The organism is Hyphomonas sp., assembly GCF_046313735.1.
Classification (GTDB): Bacteria; Pseudomonadota; Alphaproteobacteria; order Caulobacterales; family Hyphomonadaceae; genus Hyphomonas.
The window spans coordinates 25,317-43,400 of record NZ_JBKBXW010000003.1; the positions used below are offsets into that span (position 1 = coordinate 25,317).

Genomic DNA, 18,084 nt, shown 5'->3' on the forward strand with positions numbered 1-18,084 from the left:
TGATGTTATCCGGCAGGAACGGAGCGTCAAATCCCGACGCCGGGTTAAGGCAGCAAGATGACGAGTGAGACAGAAGACCCCGACCGCATCGCCCGCGCGATGCGCGAGCATGTGGAGATGATGAACAGCGTCGTCCCCTGGGGCAATGAGGTCGGCTTCCGCGTCACGAATATCGAGCGCGGCCATGTCTGGGGCGTCCAGCCCTGGGCCGAGCACCTCGTCGGCGACCCTGAAACCGGCGTCATCCATGGCGGCGTCATCACCACCTTCCTCGACAATCTCTGCGGCATGGCCTGCACCTCGGCGATGACCAAGCTCCGCTTCGTCGCCACCATCGACCTGCGCATCGACTATATGCGCCCCGCCACCAAGGGCCTCGACATCATCGGCGAGGCCGAATGCTACCACCTCACCCGCTCGGTCTGCTTCACCCGCGCCTGGGCCTATCACGAGACGCGCGACCGGATGATCGCCACCGCTGCCGGCGCGTTCGCCATCAACAAGCCCCGCTTCGGCGGCGGCCCGAAAGAAAGCACGCCCGCATGACGCCGGAGCTGACCAATCCGCGGGCGGAGGAAATCAACCGCATCCTCGCCGCCATGCCCTTCGCCCGCACGCTTGGCATGCGCTGCGATGTGCGCGGGGATGAGATGACCGCCATCCTCCCCTTCCAGGACAAGCTGATCGGCAATGTCACCATCGCCGCCCTGCATGGCGGGGCGATCGCCTCCTTCCTCGAGCTGACGGCGATGCTGCAGGTCTTCCTCGTCTCCGACATGCCCCGCCCGCCCCGGCCGATGAACCTCACCATCGACTATCTCCGCCAGGGCCACGCCCAGGACCTCTACGCCCGCGCCTATGTCCTCAAGATGGGCCGCCGCATGGCCTCCGTCCGCGCCGAAGCCTGGCAACAAAACCGCGCCGACCCCATCTCCGCCATCAACGCCCACTTCATGGTGGCCTCGGACTGACCCCCCTTCCGTCACGCCCGATGCACGAGGGCGCATCCGGGTGCCCATCATGGTATCTCGAGAACCGCGTCCGCGCCGGAAAGAAAGCTCTGGATCAACTCGGCATTCAGACGAATCGCCCCGGCGATCTCCCCCGTCGAAACATTCCCCATCCGTAACCAGACAAGTTTCGGCGGCGCCCCCCGGGCCTCGACAAGGGCCAGCAGGTCATCATCCTTGGACAGGATGGCGAGGGCGTTTGCCCGGGCAAAGGCCCAGACGGCGGCATCATCGGCGCGCTCAAGGCCGCAGGCCGTGACATGCCGGCAGCCCGGAAAGTCCTCTTCCAGCATCCGCACGAGACGCCAGGAGAGGTTCTCGTCAATCAGGAAACTCAAGCCGCGCTGCCTGCCAGCCGCCGCTCCCGGTCGGCAGCATAGGCAAGGGCAGCCCGGATATCCGTCAGCTCAAGTTCGGGAAAATCCGCGACGATGTCTTCCGGACTCATGCCGCCCGCGAGATATTCAAGAATATCATACACCGTGATCCGCAATCCCCGGATACACGGTTTGCCGGCGCGTTTGCCAGCCTCGAAGGTGATGATGTCCTGCCAGGCCATGCCCGGACTATCTCCAGATCACCGGGGAAGGTCAATGCCGGCAGGCTCCAACAGCGCCCCGCCCCCTACAGCGTCCGCGCGACGCGGAAGCCGATATGGGTGTGGCGGAAGCTCCATGCGGTGCTGAAGCGGAAGGCCGAGCGCAGGAACCGCGGATTGGTGCGCCAGGAGCCGCCGCGCATCACCCGGTCGGTGCAGTCGCCCTCTGTCCAGGCCGAGCCGTCTACCGGGGCGCCCTCATAGCTGTCCGCCCAGCAATCCTCGACCCATTCCACGACATTGCCGTGCATGTCATAGAGGCCAAACGCGTTCGGCGCCTTCTGGCCCACCGGATGGGTCATGGACTCCGCATTCAGCGAATACCAGCCATACTCGCCGATCTGGCTCATATCCTCGCCAAAGCTCCACGGCCCCTCGCTGCCCGCCCGCGCGGCATATTCCCATTCGGCCTCGCTCAGCAGCCGGTAGGGCTGCCCCGTCCGTTTGCTCAGCCACCTTGCGTACTCCTGCGCATGTTCCCAGCTCACCTCGATCACTGGGCGGCGGCCCCGGCCAAAGCCGTGATCGCTCTGGAACTCCGCTTCGCAGGCCCCATCCGCAACGCAGAGGCTCCACTCGTCCCAGGTCACCTCATACTTGCCCACGGCCAGCAGGTAGCCGATCTCCACCTCCCGCTGCGGCCCCTCGCCCGCCTCCCGCCCCGGCTCGGTCTCCGGCGAGCCCATGATGAACCGCCCCGGCGGCAGCACCACCAGTTCAGGCCCCGCCCCGCGCCCCGTCAGGAACACGTCGCGGAACACCTCGCCCACGCGCAGCCTCGGATGCCCGATCGGCGCGGTGGCGGGCTCGGCCTCCGTCAGCAGCGGCTCGGGCTGAGGCACCTCCGGCACAGGCGCTCCGCCCGCCAGCGCTGAGGCCGCAGACAGCCCCGCCCCGATCAGCAGCGCCAGCCCTGCCCGCCGGTGTGAAATGAAGATCTTCGCCACGCGCTTCCTCTTTTCCCGTTGTTCCCGGCCAGACTAACCTGAGTACGCGGCCTCTGTCATCCGCCCGGGCGGTGGGGCTTATCCAACACCCGCGCAAAATAAATCCGTTTCCAATCAACCCTCTGAAAGAAAATCATGCAAACTTATCCTACCCCTTCCGGGCCGGGGTATACTAGCAGCCATGACGGATGCGCCCCTGCCCCTTCAATCTCCCGACGACGCCGCCGATGCGCTGCTCGGCTCGGCGCGGGTGTTTGTCGAGGGGCTGATCCGGATTATCCGTACACGTATGGATGGCGCAGCCCGGTTCACCGCCCGCCTGCGCCGGCACATCCTCGCCGATTTCCTGCTGCCCGCCGAAGCCGCCCTGCGCCGCGCGGTGATGATCATCGCCGCCACCCTGCCGGAGCCGGAAGCAAAGCCTCCAACAGCGCCCCCGCGCCCCGCCGCCACGGCCAGCCCGGCCAGCCAGCAACCGCCCAAGCCCGGCCCACACGCCCCCTCCCGCCCCACATTCCGCATGACGGACCCCGCCCCGCGCAAGACCGGCAGCCTCCCCTTCGCCGCCGCCGCCTTCCCCGCCCGTACAGACGCCCCGCCCCGCCACACGTCAGAAGCCCGCACCCTCGCCCGCTTCCTGCGTCGGCTGGAGGCGCTGGAGCGCGCTGCCGCCAATCCCGTGCCGCTGGCCGCGCGCTGGCGCCGCCTCCAGGCCCGCCGCGCGGCTGAAGTGCCGCCGCCAGCCGACCCCATCGATACCTTCCACATCCTGGAAGTGATGGCGCCTTTCCCCTCCGGCCTGTCCGGCCTGCTCTGGCAGCTGAACGAGGCCGCCATCCGCACGCTTCCGCCCCTGCCCGCCCCCAATACCTCCTGACAGCGGCGCATCAGCAAGGCGGGTTCCCGCCGCTGCGGTTCCTGCTATCTTGGCGGCTGAGACCACCCGACCCCGCCCAGGAGGCCCGCCCCCCATGAAACACGCCCTCGCCGCCCTGACCCTCGGCCTCGCCGCCTGCGCCAGCGCGCCGGCAGCGTCGGCGCAGGATTCGCTCGACTGGATGACCGGCTGCTGGCGCACCGAGGACCGCACCTACCGCGAAGTGTGGACGGGCAATGAGTTCGGCCACATGTTCGGCTATGCGCTCAACCTTGAAGGCCGCGCCGCCACCTTCTTCGAGCAGACGCGGATCGACCTTGGCCCCCCGGCGGTGTTCAACGCCTATCCGGGCGGCTTCGGCCCCTCGCAGTTCACCGAGACCAGCCGCGCGCGCAACACCATCACCTTCGAGAATGCGGCGCATGATTTCCCCCAGCGCGTCACCTATCAGCGCGATGGACGGCGCCTGAACGCCACCGTCTCGCGCCTCGATGGCACGCGGGCGGTGACGTATAATTTCCGGCGGTGCTAGGGCCTTGGGTCAGGGCCCTTCGGCGGGGATCACCGGTTCGCCGCCAAAGCGGGCCGCCCAGTCCGGCGTCAGCAGGCCCTCAAGGTCATCGGCGGTGAAGGTGATCTCGTAACTCCCCTCCGCATAGGGGCCGACATCATAGGGCGAGAACAAGACCGTCAGCCCGCCGAACAGGCCCTCCTCGGTGGAGGCCTGCAGCACGAAAGTCTCGGCCCAGTCGGTGCCGGCGGACATATCGCTGCCGAGGATCTCTTCCACCTGATCGGTCACATAGGCGCGGCTTTCCTCACTGTAGCCGCGTTCGATCTTCGCGTTCACCAGCTTCGCTTTCAGGCCCGCGCCGAATCTTTCCGGCTCGGCGATGATCGCGCTGATCGGCACAGGCTGGCTCGCCCCGGCCGCATAGACCGCCCCGCCGAGCGCATAGTTCGGATGCGCGCCGCCGGAGTTCACATAGGTGTCCATCTGCAGGCTCAGAAGGCCGAAGCCTTCTGCCGTCACGCGGTAGCGGATTTCCATTTCATAGGGCCGGAAGGTCCAGCCCTGCGGCTCTTCGGCCTCGGCTTCGGCCCATTCGGCCTGGTCGCGGGTGGCGGCGGCGTCCATCTCCTCCAGCGCCTCTCGCGCCTGCGCCATCAGGCGTTCGGCGAGGGCCGGATCAAACGCGGCGATGCGCGGATCGGCCACGGCAAGGCCGTTGAAGTGATCATTGCGGATTTCCGCCGCCGGGCTGCCGAGGCTCGCTGGCAGGGCGGCGGGCGCGGCGGCCTGCTCTGCGCCGTCTGCAGGGCCACCCGCCTCGCCCGGGGAACAAGCCGCCAGCATCAGGGCAGCCATGGAGAGGGTCATCAGGGAACGGATCATCGGGGTCTTCCTCTTCAGAGGCTCAGGAGTTCGGGGTCGCCGCCCTGGGCGGTGATGTTGACTGTTACCACCCGTTCTGTGGCAAATCGATGGAGGTAATGCGGCCCGCCTGCCTTCGGGCCGGTGCCGGACAGCCCCTCCCCGCCGAAAGGCTGCACGCCGACGACCGCGCCAATCATGGACCGGTTCACATAGGTGTTGCCCGCCGGCATGGCGGCTTTCACCGCCGCATGGAAACTCTCCAGCCGCGAATGCACGCCCAGCGTCAGGCCATATCCCTTGGCTTTCAGCGCCGCGCCGACGGCGGCAATGTCATCGGGATCATAGCGCAGGATATGCAGCACCGGGCCGAAGGTTTCCTCGCTGATCTGGTCCAGCGAGGATAGCTCCACCAGCGCCGGGCCGAAGCCATGGCCGGCCTCGCCCAGCGCCCCGGCATCCACCTGGTGCAGCAGCTTTGCCTCCGCCTTCATGCGGGCAAGGTGGGCCTCCAGCATCTTGCGGGCGTCGGCATCGATCACCGGGCCAATGTCGGTCTCGCCGAGGGCCGGGTCGCCCAGCGCCAGCTCGTTCATCGCCCCGATCAGCCCCTCGATCAGATGGTCGGCGGTCGCATGAGGGATGAAGGCGATCCGCAGGGCCGAGCAGCGCTGGCCAGCCGAGCCGAAGGCGGAGACGATCATGTCGTCGATCACCTGCTCGCGCAGCGCGGTTGTATCCACGAACAGGCCGTTGAGGCCGCCGGTCTCCGCGATCAGCGGAATGATGGGCCCGTCGCGCCCGGCCAGCGCCCGGTTGATCAGCCGCGCAGTCGATGTGCCCCCGGTGAAGCAGACGCCGGAAACGCGAAGGTCGCTGACCAGAGCGGCGCCGACTGTCTCGCCCCGGCCCGGCAACAGGTGCAGGGCATCGGCAGGCAGCCCCGCCCGGTGGAACAGGCGCACAGCCTCGAACGCGATCAAAGGCGCCTGCTCGGCGGGCTTGGCGGCGACGGTGTTACCAGCCGCCAGCGCGGCGGCAATCTGGCCCGTAAAAATTGCCAGCGGGAAATTCCACGGGCTGATACAGGCGAACACACCTCGTCCGTGCAAGGAGAGATGGTTGGTCTCCCCTGTCGGCCCCGGCAGGCGCAGGGGAGTTGTGAACTCGGCTTCGGCCTGCGCGGCATAATAGCGGCAGAAATCGACGGCCTCGCGCACTTCGGCGATGCCATCGGGCAGCGTCTTGCCCGCCTCGCGCGCCATGAGCGCGATGAGGCGCGCGGCATTCGCCTCCATCGCATCGGCCATGGCGTGCAGGTATTCGGCGCGCTTTGCCCCGCCCATCTGGTCCCATTCCGGCTGGAAGGCGGCAGCCGCCTCCAGCGTGCGGGAGATGGCGGCCTCATCGGCTTCCTTCACCGCGCCGAGCGCCCGTCCGGTCTCGGCGGGCATCCGGACGAGCTCTCCGCCGCCAGTGATCGCTTCGCCGGAAACGATCGGCCCCGCCGCGAAGGCCGGGCCATCATCGAGGGCTTCCAGCGCGGCAGCGAATTGTCCGCGTACGCCCGACTGGCTGAGATCATGGCCGAGGGAATTGCGCCGCCCGGCGCCATAAAGGCGCGGCGGGGTGGGGATGCGCGGATGCCGGCGCGGGCCGGCCTCGATCCTGGCAATCGGATCGGCCACCACCTGTTCGGGCGGCACATCTTCATCGAGGAAAGAGTGAACGAAACTCGTATTCGCGCCATTCTCCAGAAGGCGGCGGACGAGATAGGGCAAGAGATCCTCATGCGCGCCGACGGGCGCATAGACGCGCACGCGCCTGCCCGCCTCTGCGGCCTCATAGAGCGGCTCGCCCATGCCGTGCAGGCGCTGGAATTCATAAGCGCTCACCCCGGCAGCCTCGGCCATCAGGTCAACGGCGGCGAGCGTGTGGGCATTATGCGTCGCAAAGCAGGGATAGATCACGGGCGAAGCGGCCAGCATGTCGCGCGCGCAGGCGAGGTAGTGAACATCCGTCCCCTGCTTGGTGGTGAAGACCGGGAAGTTCGGGAAACCCTCGACCTGGGCGTGCTTGATTTCGCTGTCCCAATAGGCGCCCTTGACAAGGCGCACCATGAACCGCCGGCCAGTCGCTTGCGACAAATCCGTCAGATGGCGGATGACCGCGCGGGCGCGTTTCTGATAGGCCTGCACGGCCAAGCCCAGCCCGGTCCAGCCTTCCAGGGAGGGCTCGCGCGCAAGCCTCTCAAAAATCTTCAGGCTGATGACCAGCCGGTGAGCTTCCTCCGCATCGAGGCAAAGCCCGATATTCGCTTTCGCCGCCGCCTCGCACAGGGCGAGCACTTTCGGGTAAAGCTCCGCCATCACGCGGGCTTCCTTGATGGCGAGATAGCGCGGATGCAGCGCCGAGAGTTTCACCGAGATGCCGTTGACGTTCTCCGGCGCCTCGGCCTTGTCCTTGCCGGCGGCGACGGCGGCGATAGCGGCTTCATAGGCCTTGTAATAGCGCGCCGCATCTGCCGCCGTGCGCGCGCCTTCGCCCAGCATGTCAAAGCTGAAATGCGCCGCCTCGCCCGCCTTGACCATCCGGCGGCCACGCTTCAGCGCTTCCTCGACCGTCCGCCCAAGGACGAACTGTTCGCCCATGATGCGCATGGCCTGCATCATCGCGGCGCGGATCACCGGCTCGCCGCTCTGGCGGATGAGGCCGGAAACGAAACTGCCCGCCCCGCCGCGTGCGCTGTCGGGCGCGCCGATGACGCGGCCGGTCAGCATCAGCCCCCAGGTGGAGGCGTTGACGAGCCATGAGTCCGACTGGCCCTTATGGGCGCCCCAGTCGCCGGATCGGATCTTCTCGGCGATCAGGTCGTCGCGGGTCTCGGCATCAGGCACGCGCAGTAGCGCCTCGGCAAGGCACATGAGCGCGAGGCCTTCGGAATTGGTCAGGCCGAACTCCTCAAGGAAGCTCTCCATCATCCCCTTGCGGCGCCCGCGCGACCGGGCGATGCGGACAAGCTCGCGGCCCCTGCGCACCGCGCCTTCGCGCACCGGCGGGGGCACGACGCCCTCTTTCAGCAGCGCCTCCAGCAGGGCTTCCTCATCGGCGAATTTCAGGGCGTCCAGCGCGTCCCAGTCAAGGGGGCGGGGCGGGGCGGTATCGGGCATGAGATTGGCCTCTCTGGCGCGGCAAGGGCAATATCCTGCCGCTTATAGCGCAGTCTGCGCATGGGCATATCCCTCCTCGCGCGGATCGGCAGGAAACCGCCGAGCCGCAGTTGCCCCCCTTTACGCCCCCGCCCAAGCCCGCCACATTGGCGCCGCAATCGGCCCGCGGGGGGCTGTCACCAGGGAGCCGGCATGCGCATCATGCTCGTCACCGACGCATGGGACCCACAGGTCAATGGCGTCGTGCGCACTATGAAGCGCGTCGTCGCCGAAACCGAGGCCATGGGCCATGTCTGGGAGATCGTGCACCCCGGCGATGGCTTCATGACCATGCCGCTGCCGACCTATCCGGAGATCAAGCTGGCGCTGTTCGCCCGCCGCAAGATCCGCGAGCGGTTCGATGAATTCGAGCCCGATGCCGTGCATATCGCCACCGAAGGCACGCTCGGCATGGCGGGGCGGGCGGTGTGCCTGACCGAGAAACACCCCTTCTCGACCGCCTATCACACGCGCTTTCCCGAATATGTCTCGGCCCGCATCCCCATCCCCGTCAGCTGGGGCTATTCCTTCGTGCGCTGGTTCCACAAATATTCCGGCAAGGTAATGGTGGCGACGCCCTCGCTTCTGGACGAGCTGCGCCAGCAGCGGTTCATCAACCTCGTTGCCTGGAGCCGGGGAGTGGACACCGAGATGTTCAATCCGTCGCTGCGCATCGAGGAAGGCCAGCCGGGCGATCCGTTCGAGGGGCTGAAACGGCCGATCTTCCTGAATGTCGGCCGGGTGGCGGTGGAGAAGAATATCGAGGCCTTCGCCGAGCTGGACCTGCCGGGCACCAAGGTGATCGTCGGCGACGGGCCGCAGCTGGAAGAGCTGAAGAAGAAATACAAGGAAGCGGTGTTCCTCGGCGCGAAGTTCGGCGAGGATCTTGCCCGCCATTATGCCAGCGCGGATGTGTTCGTTTTCCCGAGCCTGACCGATACGTTCGGCCTGGTCGTGCTGGAGGCGATGGCCACGGGCACGCCGGTGGCCGCCTATGACGCAACCGGCCCGCGCGATGTGATCCCCGGCTCCGGCGCCGGCACGATCACGCCGCTGGACGGCGACCTGCGCCAGGGCGCGCTCGATTGCCTCGGCCTGTCGCGGGAAACCTGCCGCGCCTATGCCGAGACCTATAGCTGGCGGGCCTGCGCCGAGGCGTTCCTAGAAAACCTGCAGCCCTTGCCCGCACCGGAGCGCAAGCGCTTCTGGCAGAAAATCCGCATCCGCCGCCGGCGCACGCCCGCCGGGCCGGGCTTCTGAAGGATCAGTAGGCGCCGGCGAGGGTTTTCATGCGGGCGGCAAGCGCCTGCTGTTCCTGCATCCGCTCCACCGGCAACGGGATGAGGCCGCGTTCCAGCAGGTAGCCTTCATCGCCGATGGCGCCGTCATCGACCGAGAAGGCGACGAATTCGGCGAGCCCGTCGACCAGCGGCAGGTTCTGTTCCTTGACGTAGAAATAGATCAGCCGGGCGAGGCCGTAATCGCCTGAGGCGATATTGTCGAAGGTCGGCTCGACGCCGTCAAACCAGGTGCCTTTGATCCGGTCGGCATTCTGCTCGAGGAAGGAGAAGCCGAGCACGCCGAGGGCGTCCGGCGAGCGGATCAATGACTGGATGATGGCGGAGTCGTGCTCGCCGAAATCGATCCAGCGGCCATCGGTGCGCAGGGTGTGGGTCTTGTCGCGGAAGAGGTCGCGGTTTTCCGCGCGCAGGGCTTCCATCTGCGGGATGGCGCGGGCGCCGGGCTCCATCGCGAGCTCGACAAAGGCGTCGCGCGTGCCGGAGGTTGGCGGCTGGCCGAAGACGGTGATCTGAGTGTCGGGAAGGTCGGGCGAGATCTCGCTCCAGCGGCTATAAGGGTTCGGAATGAAACCGCCCTGCCCGTCCGGGATTTCGGCGGCAAGGGCGAGATAGAGCTGTTCCAGCGTCATCCGGTAATCGGGGCCGGAGGTGGAGACGGCCATGACGATGCCGTCAAAGCCCATCGCGACTTCGGCGATGCCGGTGACGCCGTTGCGGGCGCAGAGGTCGATCTCCGACGGGGTGATCGGGCGCGAGGCGTTTGCGATCGAGGCGTGGAGCGGGCCGGCCCCTTCGCAGAAGGCGCGGAAGCCGCCGCCGGTGCCGGTCGATTCCACGATGGGGGTGGAGAAGCGCGTGACCGCGCCGAATCGCTCTGCGACCGTGCGCGAGAAGGGCGCGACGGTGGAGGAGCCGACAATCTTGATCTTCTGCCCCTCGGCGATGGCCGGCACGGGCTTGACTGCGGGGTCCATCTCCAGCCTCGACAGGTCGGTCTCTCCACAGGCCGCGGCCGACAGGATCAGGGCAGCAGCGCCAAGCGCGCGGGCAATTCGGGTGAACATCGGGAAACCTCCGGCAAGCCCAGCCGCCGGGACCGGCGGCGCAGGAGCCCATGCGGGCGCGCCTCTGGTGTGCGGCTGTGGGGGCACCTTTTACAGGAGTTTGCAAGCCTTTCACGCGGATTTCTGTTACCTTTTTGTGACAGAGGTGTGTAGCAGGCAAAATTTCTGCTTGCGCGCCCGGGCATTGTGCACTAACTGGAGCCCTGAAAATTCGATGTGGCGGACATCTGGGCTAACCCGACAAAAAGGGGGGCCCCCTGTACTAACGCCCAAAGCTGGTTTGAAGCCCTTTGGAGGTTAGGTGTCATGCACACTTACGCGACCCCGTATCATATTGCCCGTCAGGTTCAGCCTGAGGTGCCCGTATTCTGCTTCCGTCCGGAGCGCGTGACGGCGGCTGCCCGCTGGTTCGTCGAGAACTTCCCGGCGCAGGCCTTCTATGCCGTGAAGGTGAACCCGGCTCCGCACGTGCTCGACGCGCTGTGGGAGGCGGGCATCCGCAGCTTTGACGCCGCGTCCGAGCGTGAGATCGAGCTGATCCACGGCCGGTTCCCGGACGCGCGGATTGCCTTCCTGCACCCTGTGAAACCGCGCCGCGCGATCCGCCGCGCCTATCACGAATTCGGCGTGCGCATCTTCGTCACCGACACGGTGGCAGAGCTGCACAAGATCCTCGAGGAGACGGGCCATGCCCGCGACCTGACGATCCTTGTACGGATTGCTGTCTCCTGCGAGGGCTCGGCCCTGCCGCTGTCAGGCAAGTTCGGCGCAGAGGCCGGCGAGGCTGCGGAAATCCTCCGCATCGCGCGTCGCTATGCCGACGAGCTCGGCGTGTCGTTCCATGTCGGCAGCCAGGCGATGAAGCCGTCGGCCTGGGCCTCCGCGATGGCGGACGCCAGCCGCATCATCATCGATGCCGGCGTGACCGTGGACATCGTGGATGTCGGCGGCGGCTTCCCGGCTATCTATGCCGACAAGACGCCCCCGGCGATGGAAGACTATGTCGCCATGGTGATGCGCTCGTTCGAGAACATGTTCGTTCTGGAGAACGCCGAGCTGTGGTGCGAGCCGGGCCGGGCACTGGTGGCCGAGGGCGAGAGCCTCCTGGTGCGCGTCGACCTGTCGAAGGGCGATGCGATCTACATCAATGACGGCTCGTATGGCTCGCTCTATGACGCGGTGCATGAGCGCTGGGAATTCCCGATGCGGGCGATTGCCGGCGATGGCCGCCGCCTTGGCCGCATGAAGGAATATACCGTCTACGGACCGACCTGCGATTCGACCGACATGCTGCCGGAGAAAGTCTGGCTGCCGGGCGGGCTGACTGAGGGCGACTATATCGAGTTCGGCAATATCGGCGCCTATGGCCGCTCGATGGCGACCCGGTTCAACGGCTTCGGCGAATCCGAAGTGGCCGTGGTGCAGGACGCGCCCTGGCCGTCGCTCTATTCCTCGGCTGAAGGCGCAGAGGTCATCTCCATCGGGTCGATGGCGACGAACTGAAGCTCCGGGAAACCGTAGCGCCTCAGCACACGGACAATCCCCTCTTCCGCGTCCGGCGGGCTGGTGAGGTATCCCATCCCTCCCTGCCCGCCGGACGTTTCCCGTTCAGGCAGGACACGGATGGTCTGGCGGGCGATGGCCGCGCCAGAATCGATGAAGCTGACAGGATGCGGCGCGGTGGCGATCAGCTGGCCGCGCACGAGCGGGAAATGCGTGCAGGCGAGGACGACCGTGTCGATGGCGTCGCCGCATTCCTGCGCATAGAGGGGCGCCTGGGCCGCGGCGAAGGCTTCGGCGGGCACATCCTCGCCGCGCGCATGGGCCTCGGCGAGGCGGACGAGATCGAGGCTGCCATGCAGGAGCACGCGTTTGCCCTGCGCGAAGTCCGCGATCAGCCCTGCGGTGTAGGCGCGGCTTATCGTGCCGGGCGTGGCGAGGAGGCCGATCGTGCCCGTCTCGGTCAGCCGCGCGGCGGGCTTGATGGCAGGCACGGTGCCGACGACCGGGATATCGAGCGCGGCGCGCACCTCTGCCAGCGCCAGCGTGCTCGCGGTGTTGCAGGCGATGACGAATACATCCGGCCGGGCCGCCGCCACCAGCGCGCGCGCCACTGCGGGCAGACGCGCGCGCAGCGCCGCGTCCGGCTTATCGCCATAGGGGAAGAAGCCGGTATCGGCCGCATAATGAACCGCAAGTCGCGGGGCGAGCGCGCGGATCTCGGCGGCCACGGTGAGCCCGCCGACGCCGGAATCGAAGACCAGAACGCGCCCGCGTGCGGGCGACGGATCAAAGGCAAGGGGCGCATCCGGGCTCATCAGCGCTGATTAAAACCATTGTCCGGCGGCAGAAACAGGGCGGCGGCACGGAACTGGCAAGGGATTTGTTGTGCGCTGCACAAAAGTGTCGTATCCGAGAAGGGAAAAGTTAATGGACAGGAAAGCCATGTTTGACCTGTGGATCTCGCCCTGGAAGGCGTCTCTCGCCCTGACAGCGGCCTCGCTCGACACGATGCTGACGATGCAGAAAAGCATGATGAGCTTCGCCTCGATCGACCTGTCGAACGGCTTTGACGGGGCCGACGAGAACTACCTGCGCGAGGCGTTCCAGCTGACCGCCGACGCCAATATCCGCCGCTGGGCCGATGCCGCCGGCATGATCCAGGCGATGCCGGACTGGTATCACCACATGGCCAACCGCCCCGGCGCCATGCTGACCGACCTGTTCGACCAGGCCCGCCGCCGCGAGGGCTGAGGCGGCATCAGATGTCGAGGGCGCGCAGGACGGCGCCCTGATCGAAGTAAGGCCGCTCGCACAGGATGCGGTCGCTGCCCGGGGCAAATTCGAAACTCGCCGCCATGCGGACCCGGAAGCTGCGCCCGGTCGCCTCGATCGTGCGCCCGCCGGCCGACAGGGGGCCAAGATGGGTGCCCGTCAGCCAGAACTCGACCAGTACGGTTTCCTCCGCATGGGCGATGGCGATGATCTCGTTGCCCTGATCGGGGAAGGGCGTGCGCGAGGCCGCGAAATATTTCCGCACCTGCGCTTCGCCGTCGAACACCGCGCCGGAGCCGTAGAGCTCGTAACGGGGATGGTCGAAGGTGGCGATGACGCCGTCCCAGTCATGGGTGACTTCCATAGCCATATGGTCGCGCACGGTCTGGATGCGGCGCTCTGCCAGGTCTGTCATCGTATCGTCCCTTCCCCCGTTTTTGTCTGGTGTGAGGTTAGACCCATCCCCGGCCTGCGCCAAGGCGCAGCGGGGGCATGGATGGACTTGGCGCGCATCCTGATCTAGGCGAACGGTCTTGCCCCAAAACCCGCCGGATGGCCGAAACCCATGCCCCTTTCCCTTGAGCAGTTGAAGACGATTGAGCAGCGCCTCTTATGGCTGGCGGCGTGGACGGTGCACACTGCCAATCACCTGCGCGAGAAGGCGGACGATGATGTCAAGGTGGGCGGGCACCAGGCGAGCTGCGCGTCCATCGTCTCGATCCTGACGGCGCTGTATTTCGATGTGCTGCGGCCTGAAGACCGCGTGGCGGTGAAGCCCCATGCCGCGCCCGTGTTCCATGCGATGCATTACCTGATGGGGAGCCAGACGCGCGAGAAGCTGGAAAACTTTCGCGGCTATGGCGGCGCGCAGTCCTATCCTTCGCGGACGAAGGATATTGATGATGTGGACTTCTCGACCGGATCGGTCGGGCTGGGCGTCGCGATCACGGCCTTTGCCGCGATGATGCAGGACTATCTGCTCGCTCGTCCGTGGACGGAGCTTGGGGCGGGCACGAGGCCGCCGGGGCGGATGATTGCGCTGGTGGGCGACGCAGAGCTTGATGAAGGCAACATCTATGAATGCCTGCAGGAGGGCTGGAAGCACGGCCTGCGCAATTGCTGGTGGATCATCGACTATAACCGGCAGAGCCTTGACGGGGTGGTGCATGAGGGGCTGTGGGCGCGGATCGAGGCGATCTTCCGTGCCTTTGGCTGGCGGGTGGAAGTGCTGCGCTTTGGCGCGCTGCAGCGGGCGGCGTTTGCCGAGCCCGGCGGCGAGCGGCTGAAGGGGTGGATCGAGGCGTGCCCCAATTCGCTCTATTCGGCGCTGACTTATCTGGGCGGGGCTGCCTGGCGCAGACGCCTGCTGGACGATATTGGCGACCAGGGCGATGTGACGGCGCTGATCGAGCGGCGCAGCGATGCAGAGCTCAGTGAACTGATGAACAATCTGGGCGGCCAGTGCCTTGAAACGCTGCGCGAGGCGTTCGGGCGGGCGCAGGATGATCAGCCTACGGTGTTCCTGGCCTATACGATCAAGGGCTGGGGCACGCCGCTGGCCGGGCACAAGGACAATCATGCCGGGCTGATGACCAAGGCGCAGATGGCGGAGTTCCAGCGCGCCATGGGCGTGGGCGAGGGCGAGGAATGGGAGCCTTTTGCGACCATTGAGGATGAAGCCGCTTTCCGCGCCGCGCTCAGCGAAGTGCCGTTCTTTGCGGCCGGCCCGCGCCGCTGGAGCGCGCCGCAGCTGCCCTCCCCCGGACCTGTATTCCTTGATGACGAGATGCTCTCGACGCAGGCGGGCTTCGGCAAGATCCTTGACGCGCTGGCGCGCGGCGACAGCGAGCTTGCCCGGCGGATCGTGACGACATCGCCGGATGTGACCGTCTCCACCAACCTTGGGGGATGGGTGAACCGGCGCGGGCTGTTTGCGCGGGAAGCCGTGGGCGATACCTTCCGTGAAGAGAAGATTCCGTCGGCGCAGAAATGGGCGTTCACGCCGGAAGGCCAGCATATCGAGCTCGGCATTGCGGAGATGAACCTGTTCCTGCTGCTGGGCGCGGCGGGCCTGTCGCATTCCCTGTTCGGTGAGCGGCTCATTCCCATCGGGACGGTGTATGACCCGTTCGTGGCGCGCGGCCTCGATGCGCTGAACTATGCCTGTTACCAGGATGCGCGCTTCATCATCGCGGGCACGCCGAGCGGGGTGACGCTGGCGCCCGAAGGCGGGGCGCACCAGTCCATCGGGGCGCAACTCATCGGCATGAGCCAGGATGGGCTGGTCTCCTTCGAGCCGGCTTTCCTCGATGAGCTCTCGATCATCATGGACTGGGCGTTTGATTACCTGCAGCGCGACGGCGAGGGCGATCCGGATGAGCGCACCTGGCTGCGCGACGAGACCGGAGGCTCCGTATACTTGCGTTTGTCGACCCGGCCGGTGGAACAGGTGCGCGCACGGCCCCGCGAGGACGCGGCCTTCCGGCAAGGCGTGATTGATGGCGGCTACTGGCTCAAACCGCCGGGGCCGAACGCCGAAGTTGTCATCGCCTATCAGGGCGTGATTGCGCCCGAAGCGATCCGCGCGGCCGCCCGCATCGGCGAGGGGCGCCGGGACATTGGCGTGCTGGCGGTGACCTCGGCGGACCGGCTGAACTCCGGCTGGACGGCGGCGCGGCGCGCGCGGGCGCGCGGGCAGGAAGGGGCCGTGAGCCAGATCGAGCGGCTGATGGAGGGCGTGCCGCGCCATGCGCAGCTGATCACCGTGACCGATGGCCACCCGGCGACGCTCGCCTGGATCGGCGGGGTGAAGGGGCATGGCGTGACGCCGCTGGGTGTCGAACATTTCGGCCAGACCGGGACCATCCGCGATCTCTACCGCCACTTCATGATTGACGCCGACGCCATCGTCGCGGCCGCCAGCCGGCTGAGCCCGGGGCGGCGGCTGTAACGGGAGATGCCTGCAATCTGCAGCAATTGCTACAGAGGAGCAGATCAGATCGGTGAAATCTGCAGGACCTCCGGAACCTGATCTTTACTTTAAGGTGTTAGTCACCGGCTCAGAAGGGTTTGGGCCGCTGATGACCATTTCCGGGTTTTCCTTGCGCGTGATCGCTGCGGCGATGATGCTCCTTGTGCTGACTTTATCGGCACAGGCGGAGGAGTCGGGCGCGGACGCGCGGGCCTTTGCGCCGGCGCCCGTGATGGACATTGCGCAGCTGGCCAAGGGCGGCAGCTGGCGCATCGCGGCTGACTATCTGCACCGCGCGGATCAGGACATGACACCGGACGCGCTGATAGAGGGCGCGGAGGGGGCCGGATTTGCTCCGATTACGGATCTTCCCCTGCAGGTGCGGAATACGAATGGCGAGGTCTGGATCCGCTTCCGGCTGGCAAACAGCAGCAATGAAAGCCGCTCTGCGAAATTCTACATCCTGTTCCCCTACCTTGAACAGGTGGACCTGTTTGCCATGCGCCCGGATGGCGACGTCCGCCACAGTTCGACCGGGGCCGCCATGGCCAGTACCGGCAAGGCTGTTTCGGCCCCCTACCCTGCCTTTCACCTGCAGGTTCCGGCGGGAGAGACCCTTACCTATTTCGTCCGGATCAGGAGCTCCACGATCATGATTCTGCCGCTGCAGCTGGCGTCAGAGTCTGCTTTCACCAACCTGCTGACCACGCATACGCTGATCTGGAGCCTGCTGATCGGCGCGGCGCTCGGCTTTGCGATCTATGCTGCGTCGATGTCACTGACGGCATCGAAGGGCGTGTTCCGCATCTATGTGGGCTTTGCGCTGGCGAGCGCGCTTTACATCGTGCTGTCCTCGGGAGTGCTTTCGGCCCTGATCGGCGACCGGATCGACTTCAACCTGGGACGGACGGTTTATTTTGCGCAGGCCATCGCGCTGGCCTTCGGCACGATCTTCATGATCAACTTTCTCAGCATGCAGACGGTGGCGCCCCGGCTCTACCGGGCCTTCTATGTGATCGCCTGCCTGGGCCTGCTGACGGGCGTGAGCTTTGTGTTCCCTTCCGAGGTGGCGCGCGTCCTGTTCTTTGCGGCGACCGGGGCCGGGCCGCTGGTGCTGGCCGGCGGGTTGGTCTGGATGGCAGCGCGGGATGTGCGGGGCGCCCGCAGCGCGGCGATTGCCTGGCTGCCCTGCCTGCTCGCGACAGTCTGGATCTACCTGCGCCTGCCGGACGTGACGCCCTATCTTGCGGTCAATCATTTCCTGCTGCCGGTGGCGCTGGCCTTTACGCTGGCTTACCTGTCGGCGCTGCTGGGCGGGCAGGTGCGCGAATCCGATATCTGGGCCAACAGCGACTCCCTGACCGGGCTCGGCAACCGGCGGCTTCTGACCTACATCACGGAGCTGGAAAACCGCCAGCCCGGCGAGCGCTATGGCGCAGCGGTGGCGATTGACCTTGACCGGTTCAAGCCGGTGAATGATGCGCATGGCCATGCGGCGGGCGATGCGGTTCTGGTCGCAGTCGCCGAGCGGCTGCGCACGCAGTTTGCCGGGCGGGGCGATCTTTTCCGGCTGGGCGGGGACGAGTTCCTCGTGCTCGGATATCAGTCCGTGACGCGGATGGAGATCCTTGAACGGACGGATGCGTTCCTGCAGGCGATGAGCCAGCCGGTGATGCATGAGGCCGAGCGGCTGACGGTTGGCGCAAGCGCGGGCGTCGCGTTCCATGACCATCGCCATGGCTTTGCAGAGATGCTGAAACAGGCCGACAGTGAGCTCTATCATGTCAAACAGTCCGGGCGCGGCGGGCTGCGCATTGCCGACCAGCGCAAGCGCAACCGGCGCGGTGTGGAGCCTGTGATCCTGGCGGACAATGACATCGCGGCCGGAGAAGCGCCGGACGCGCCCCAGCCGGCGCCCTTCCCGGCGCGGTGGTAGGCTGATAATCTTTCTACGGAT

General features: G+C 66.6%; 17 protein-coding genes. 9 read left to right on the plus strand and 8 right to left on the minus strand.

The genetic code is table 11. The annotated features are described in order from the left end of the window. Positions 1 to 57: 57 nt before the first annotated feature. Both ACK4SV_RS02315 and ACK4SV_RS02320 read left to right on the plus strand, forming a co-directional pair. Entirely contained in the window at positions 58 to 546 is a 489-nt protein-coding gene (locus tag ACK4SV_RS02315; protein ID WP_409916178.1) for a PaaI family thioesterase, read from the plus strand. Next, positions 543 to 971, plus strand: coding sequence for a PaaI family thioesterase (locus tag ACK4SV_RS02320; RefSeq protein WP_409916179.1), 429 nt, complete (start codon positions 543 to 545; stop codon positions 969 to 971). Before ACK4SV_RS02315 ends, ACK4SV_RS02320 begins: the two co-directional genes overlap by 4 nt. Positions 972 to 1,018: 47 nt before the next feature. Here the strand turns inward: ACK4SV_RS02320 and ACK4SV_RS02325 are convergent, their stop codons facing one another. From ACK4SV_RS02325 to ACK4SV_RS02335, 3 genes are all read right to left on the minus strand, one after another. After that, positions 1,019 to 1,348 (minus strand): DUF5615 family PIN-like protein, encoded by a 330-nt coding sequence (locus tag ACK4SV_RS02325; RefSeq protein WP_409916180.1) that lies wholly within the window; start codon positions 1,346 to 1,348, stop codon positions 1,019 to 1,021. Then, a complete protein-coding gene (locus tag ACK4SV_RS02330; RefSeq protein WP_409916181.1) occupies positions 1,345 to 1,569 on the minus strand; it encodes a DUF433 domain-containing protein in 225 nt (74 codons plus the stop codon). The genes ACK4SV_RS02325 and ACK4SV_RS02330 overlap by 4 nt, the downstream gene beginning before the upstream one ends. Before the next feature lie 65 nt (positions 1,570 to 1,634). Continuing rightward, complete coding sequence (locus ACK4SV_RS02335) at positions 1,635 to 2,555, minus strand: formylglycine-generating enzyme family protein (protein ID WP_409916182.1); 921 nt, start codon at positions 2,553 to 2,555, stop codon at positions 1,635 to 1,637. Positions 2,556 to 2,736: 181 nt separating this feature from the next. On the opposite strand from ACK4SV_RS02335, the gene ACK4SV_RS02340 reads away from it, so the two are divergent. Both ACK4SV_RS02340 and ACK4SV_RS02345 read left to right on the plus strand, forming a co-directional pair. Next, positions 2,737 to 3,432, plus strand: coding sequence for a hypothetical protein (locus ACK4SV_RS02340; protein ID WP_409916183.1), 696 nt, complete (start codon positions 2,737 to 2,739; stop codon positions 3,430 to 3,432). A gap of 94 nt (positions 3,433 to 3,526) precedes the next feature. Then, a complete protein-coding gene (locus ACK4SV_RS02345; protein WP_409916184.1) occupies positions 3,527 to 3,964 on the plus strand; it encodes a DUF6265 family protein in 438 nt (145 codons plus the stop codon). 9 nt (positions 3,965 to 3,973) lie between these two features. Here ACK4SV_RS02345 and ACK4SV_RS02350 read toward each other — a convergent pair whose 3' ends face one another. Both ACK4SV_RS02350 and putA read right to left on the minus strand, forming a co-directional pair. Continuing rightward, a complete protein-coding gene (locus tag ACK4SV_RS02350; RefSeq protein ID WP_409916185.1) occupies positions 3,974 to 4,828 on the minus strand; it encodes a DUF3298 and DUF4163 domain-containing protein in 855 nt (284 codons plus the stop codon). 14 nt (positions 4,829 to 4,842) lie between these two features. Further along, on the minus strand, positions 4,843 to 7,977 hold the full coding sequence (gene putA, locus ACK4SV_RS02355) for a bifunctional proline dehydrogenase/L-glutamate gamma-semialdehyde dehydrogenase PutA (RefSeq protein WP_409916186.1): 3,135 nt from the start codon (positions 7,975 to 7,977) through the stop codon (positions 4,843 to 4,845). Between the two features lie 192 nt (positions 7,978 to 8,169). On the opposite strand from putA, the gene ACK4SV_RS02360 reads away from it, so the two are divergent. Further along, a complete protein-coding gene (locus ACK4SV_RS02360) occupies positions 8,170 to 9,276 on the plus strand; it encodes a glycosyltransferase family 4 protein (protein WP_409916187.1) in 1,107 nt (368 codons plus the stop codon). Positions 9,277 to 9,280: 4 nt separating this feature from the next. On the opposite strand, the gene ACK4SV_RS02365 is transcribed toward ACK4SV_RS02360, so the two are convergent. Then, a complete protein-coding gene (locus ACK4SV_RS02365) occupies positions 9,281 to 10,381 on the minus strand; it encodes a substrate-binding domain-containing protein (protein ID WP_409916188.1) in 1,101 nt (366 codons plus the stop codon). A 306-nt stretch (positions 10,382 to 10,687) separates the two neighbouring features. On the opposite strand from ACK4SV_RS02365, the gene ACK4SV_RS02370 reads away from it, so the two are divergent. After that, positions 10,688 to 11,884, plus strand: a complete 1,197-nt coding sequence (locus ACK4SV_RS02370; RefSeq protein ID WP_409916189.1) for a type III PLP-dependent enzyme — start codon at positions 10,688 to 10,690, stop codon at positions 11,882 to 11,884. On the opposite strand, the gene murI is transcribed toward ACK4SV_RS02370, so the two are convergent. Continuing rightward, a complete protein-coding gene (gene murI / locus ACK4SV_RS02375) occupies positions 11,827 to 12,699 on the minus strand; it encodes a glutamate racemase (RefSeq protein WP_409916190.1) in 873 nt (290 codons plus the stop codon). The genes ACK4SV_RS02370 and murI overlap by 58 nt on opposite strands. Before the next feature lie 112 nt (positions 12,700 to 12,811). Between murI and ACK4SV_RS02380 the strand changes: the two genes are divergently transcribed. Then, entirely contained in the window at positions 12,812 to 13,135 is a 324-nt protein-coding gene (locus tag ACK4SV_RS02380) for a hypothetical protein (RefSeq protein ID WP_409916191.1), read from the plus strand. 7 nt (positions 13,136 to 13,142) lie between these two features. On the opposite strand, the gene ACK4SV_RS02385 is transcribed toward ACK4SV_RS02380, so the two are convergent. Then, entirely contained in the window at positions 13,143 to 13,571 is a 429-nt protein-coding gene (locus tag ACK4SV_RS02385) for a nuclear transport factor 2 family protein (RefSeq protein ID WP_409916192.1), read from the minus strand. 150 nt (positions 13,572 to 13,721) lie between these two features. Here ACK4SV_RS02385 and ACK4SV_RS02390 point away from each other — a divergent pair, with 150 nt between their 5' ends. Next, positions 13,722 to 16,106 (plus strand): transketolase, encoded by a 2,385-nt coding sequence (locus ACK4SV_RS02390; RefSeq protein WP_409916193.1) that lies wholly within the window; start codon positions 13,722 to 13,724, stop codon positions 16,104 to 16,106. A 130-nt stretch (positions 16,107 to 16,236) separates the two neighbouring features. Then, positions 16,237 to 18,063 (plus strand): diguanylate cyclase domain-containing protein, encoded by a 1,827-nt coding sequence (locus tag ACK4SV_RS02395; RefSeq protein ID WP_409916194.1) that lies wholly within the window; start codon positions 16,237 to 16,239, stop codon positions 18,061 to 18,063. Positions 18,064 to 18,084: the final 21 nt, after the last annotated feature.

Coding starts and splice junctions, on each gene's coding strand:
- ACK4SV_RS02330 (WP_409916181.1), bottom strand. CDS start 1,569: ATGGCCTGGCAGGACATCATCACCTTCGAGGCTGGCAAACGCGCCGGC.
- ACK4SV_RS02380 (WP_409916191.1), top strand. CDS start 12,812: ATGGACAGGAAAGCCATGTTTGACCTGTGGATCTCGCCCTGGAAGGCG.
- ACK4SV_RS02345 (WP_409916184.1), top strand. CDS start 3,527: ATGAAACACGCCCTCGCCGCCCTGACCCTCGGCCTCGCCGCCTGCGCC.
- ACK4SV_RS02315 (WP_409916178.1), top strand. CDS start 58: ATGACGAGTGAGACAGAAGACCCCGACCGCATCGCCCGCGCGATGCGC.
- murI (WP_409916190.1), bottom strand. CDS start 12,699: ATGAGCCCGGATGCGCCCCTTGCCTTTGATCCGTCGCCCGCACGCGGG.
- ACK4SV_RS02385 (WP_409916192.1), bottom strand. CDS start 13,571: ATGACAGACCTGGCAGAGCGCCGCATCCAGACCGTGCGCGACCATATG.
- ACK4SV_RS02320 (WP_409916179.1), top strand. CDS start 543: ATGACGCCGGAGCTGACCAATCCGCGGGCGGAGGAAATCAACCGCATC.
- ACK4SV_RS02370 (WP_409916189.1), top strand. CDS start 10,688: ATGCACACTTACGCGACCCCGTATCATATTGCCCGTCAGGTTCAGCCT.
- ACK4SV_RS02390 (WP_409916193.1), top strand. CDS start 13,722: ATGCCCCTTTCCCTTGAGCAGTTGAAGACGATTGAGCAGCGCCTCTTA.
- ACK4SV_RS02340 (WP_409916183.1), top strand. CDS start 2,737: ATGACGGATGCGCCCCTGCCCCTTCAATCTCCCGACGACGCCGCCGAT.
- ACK4SV_RS02365 (WP_409916188.1), bottom strand. CDS start 10,381: ATGTTCACCCGAATTGCCCGCGCGCTTGGCGCTGCTGCCCTGATCCTG.
- ACK4SV_RS02395 (WP_409916194.1), top strand. CDS start 16,237: ATGACCATTTCCGGGTTTTCCTTGCGCGTGATCGCTGCGGCGATGATG.
- ACK4SV_RS02360 (WP_409916187.1), top strand. CDS start 8,170: ATGCGCATCATGCTCGTCACCGACGCATGGGACCCACAGGTCAATGGC.
- putA (WP_409916186.1), bottom strand. CDS start 7,977: ATGCCCGATACCGCCCCGCCCCGCCCCCTTGACTGGGACGCGCTGGAC.
- ACK4SV_RS02350 (WP_409916185.1), bottom strand. CDS start 4,828: ATGATCCGTTCCCTGATGACCCTCTCCATGGCTGCCCTGATGCTGGCG.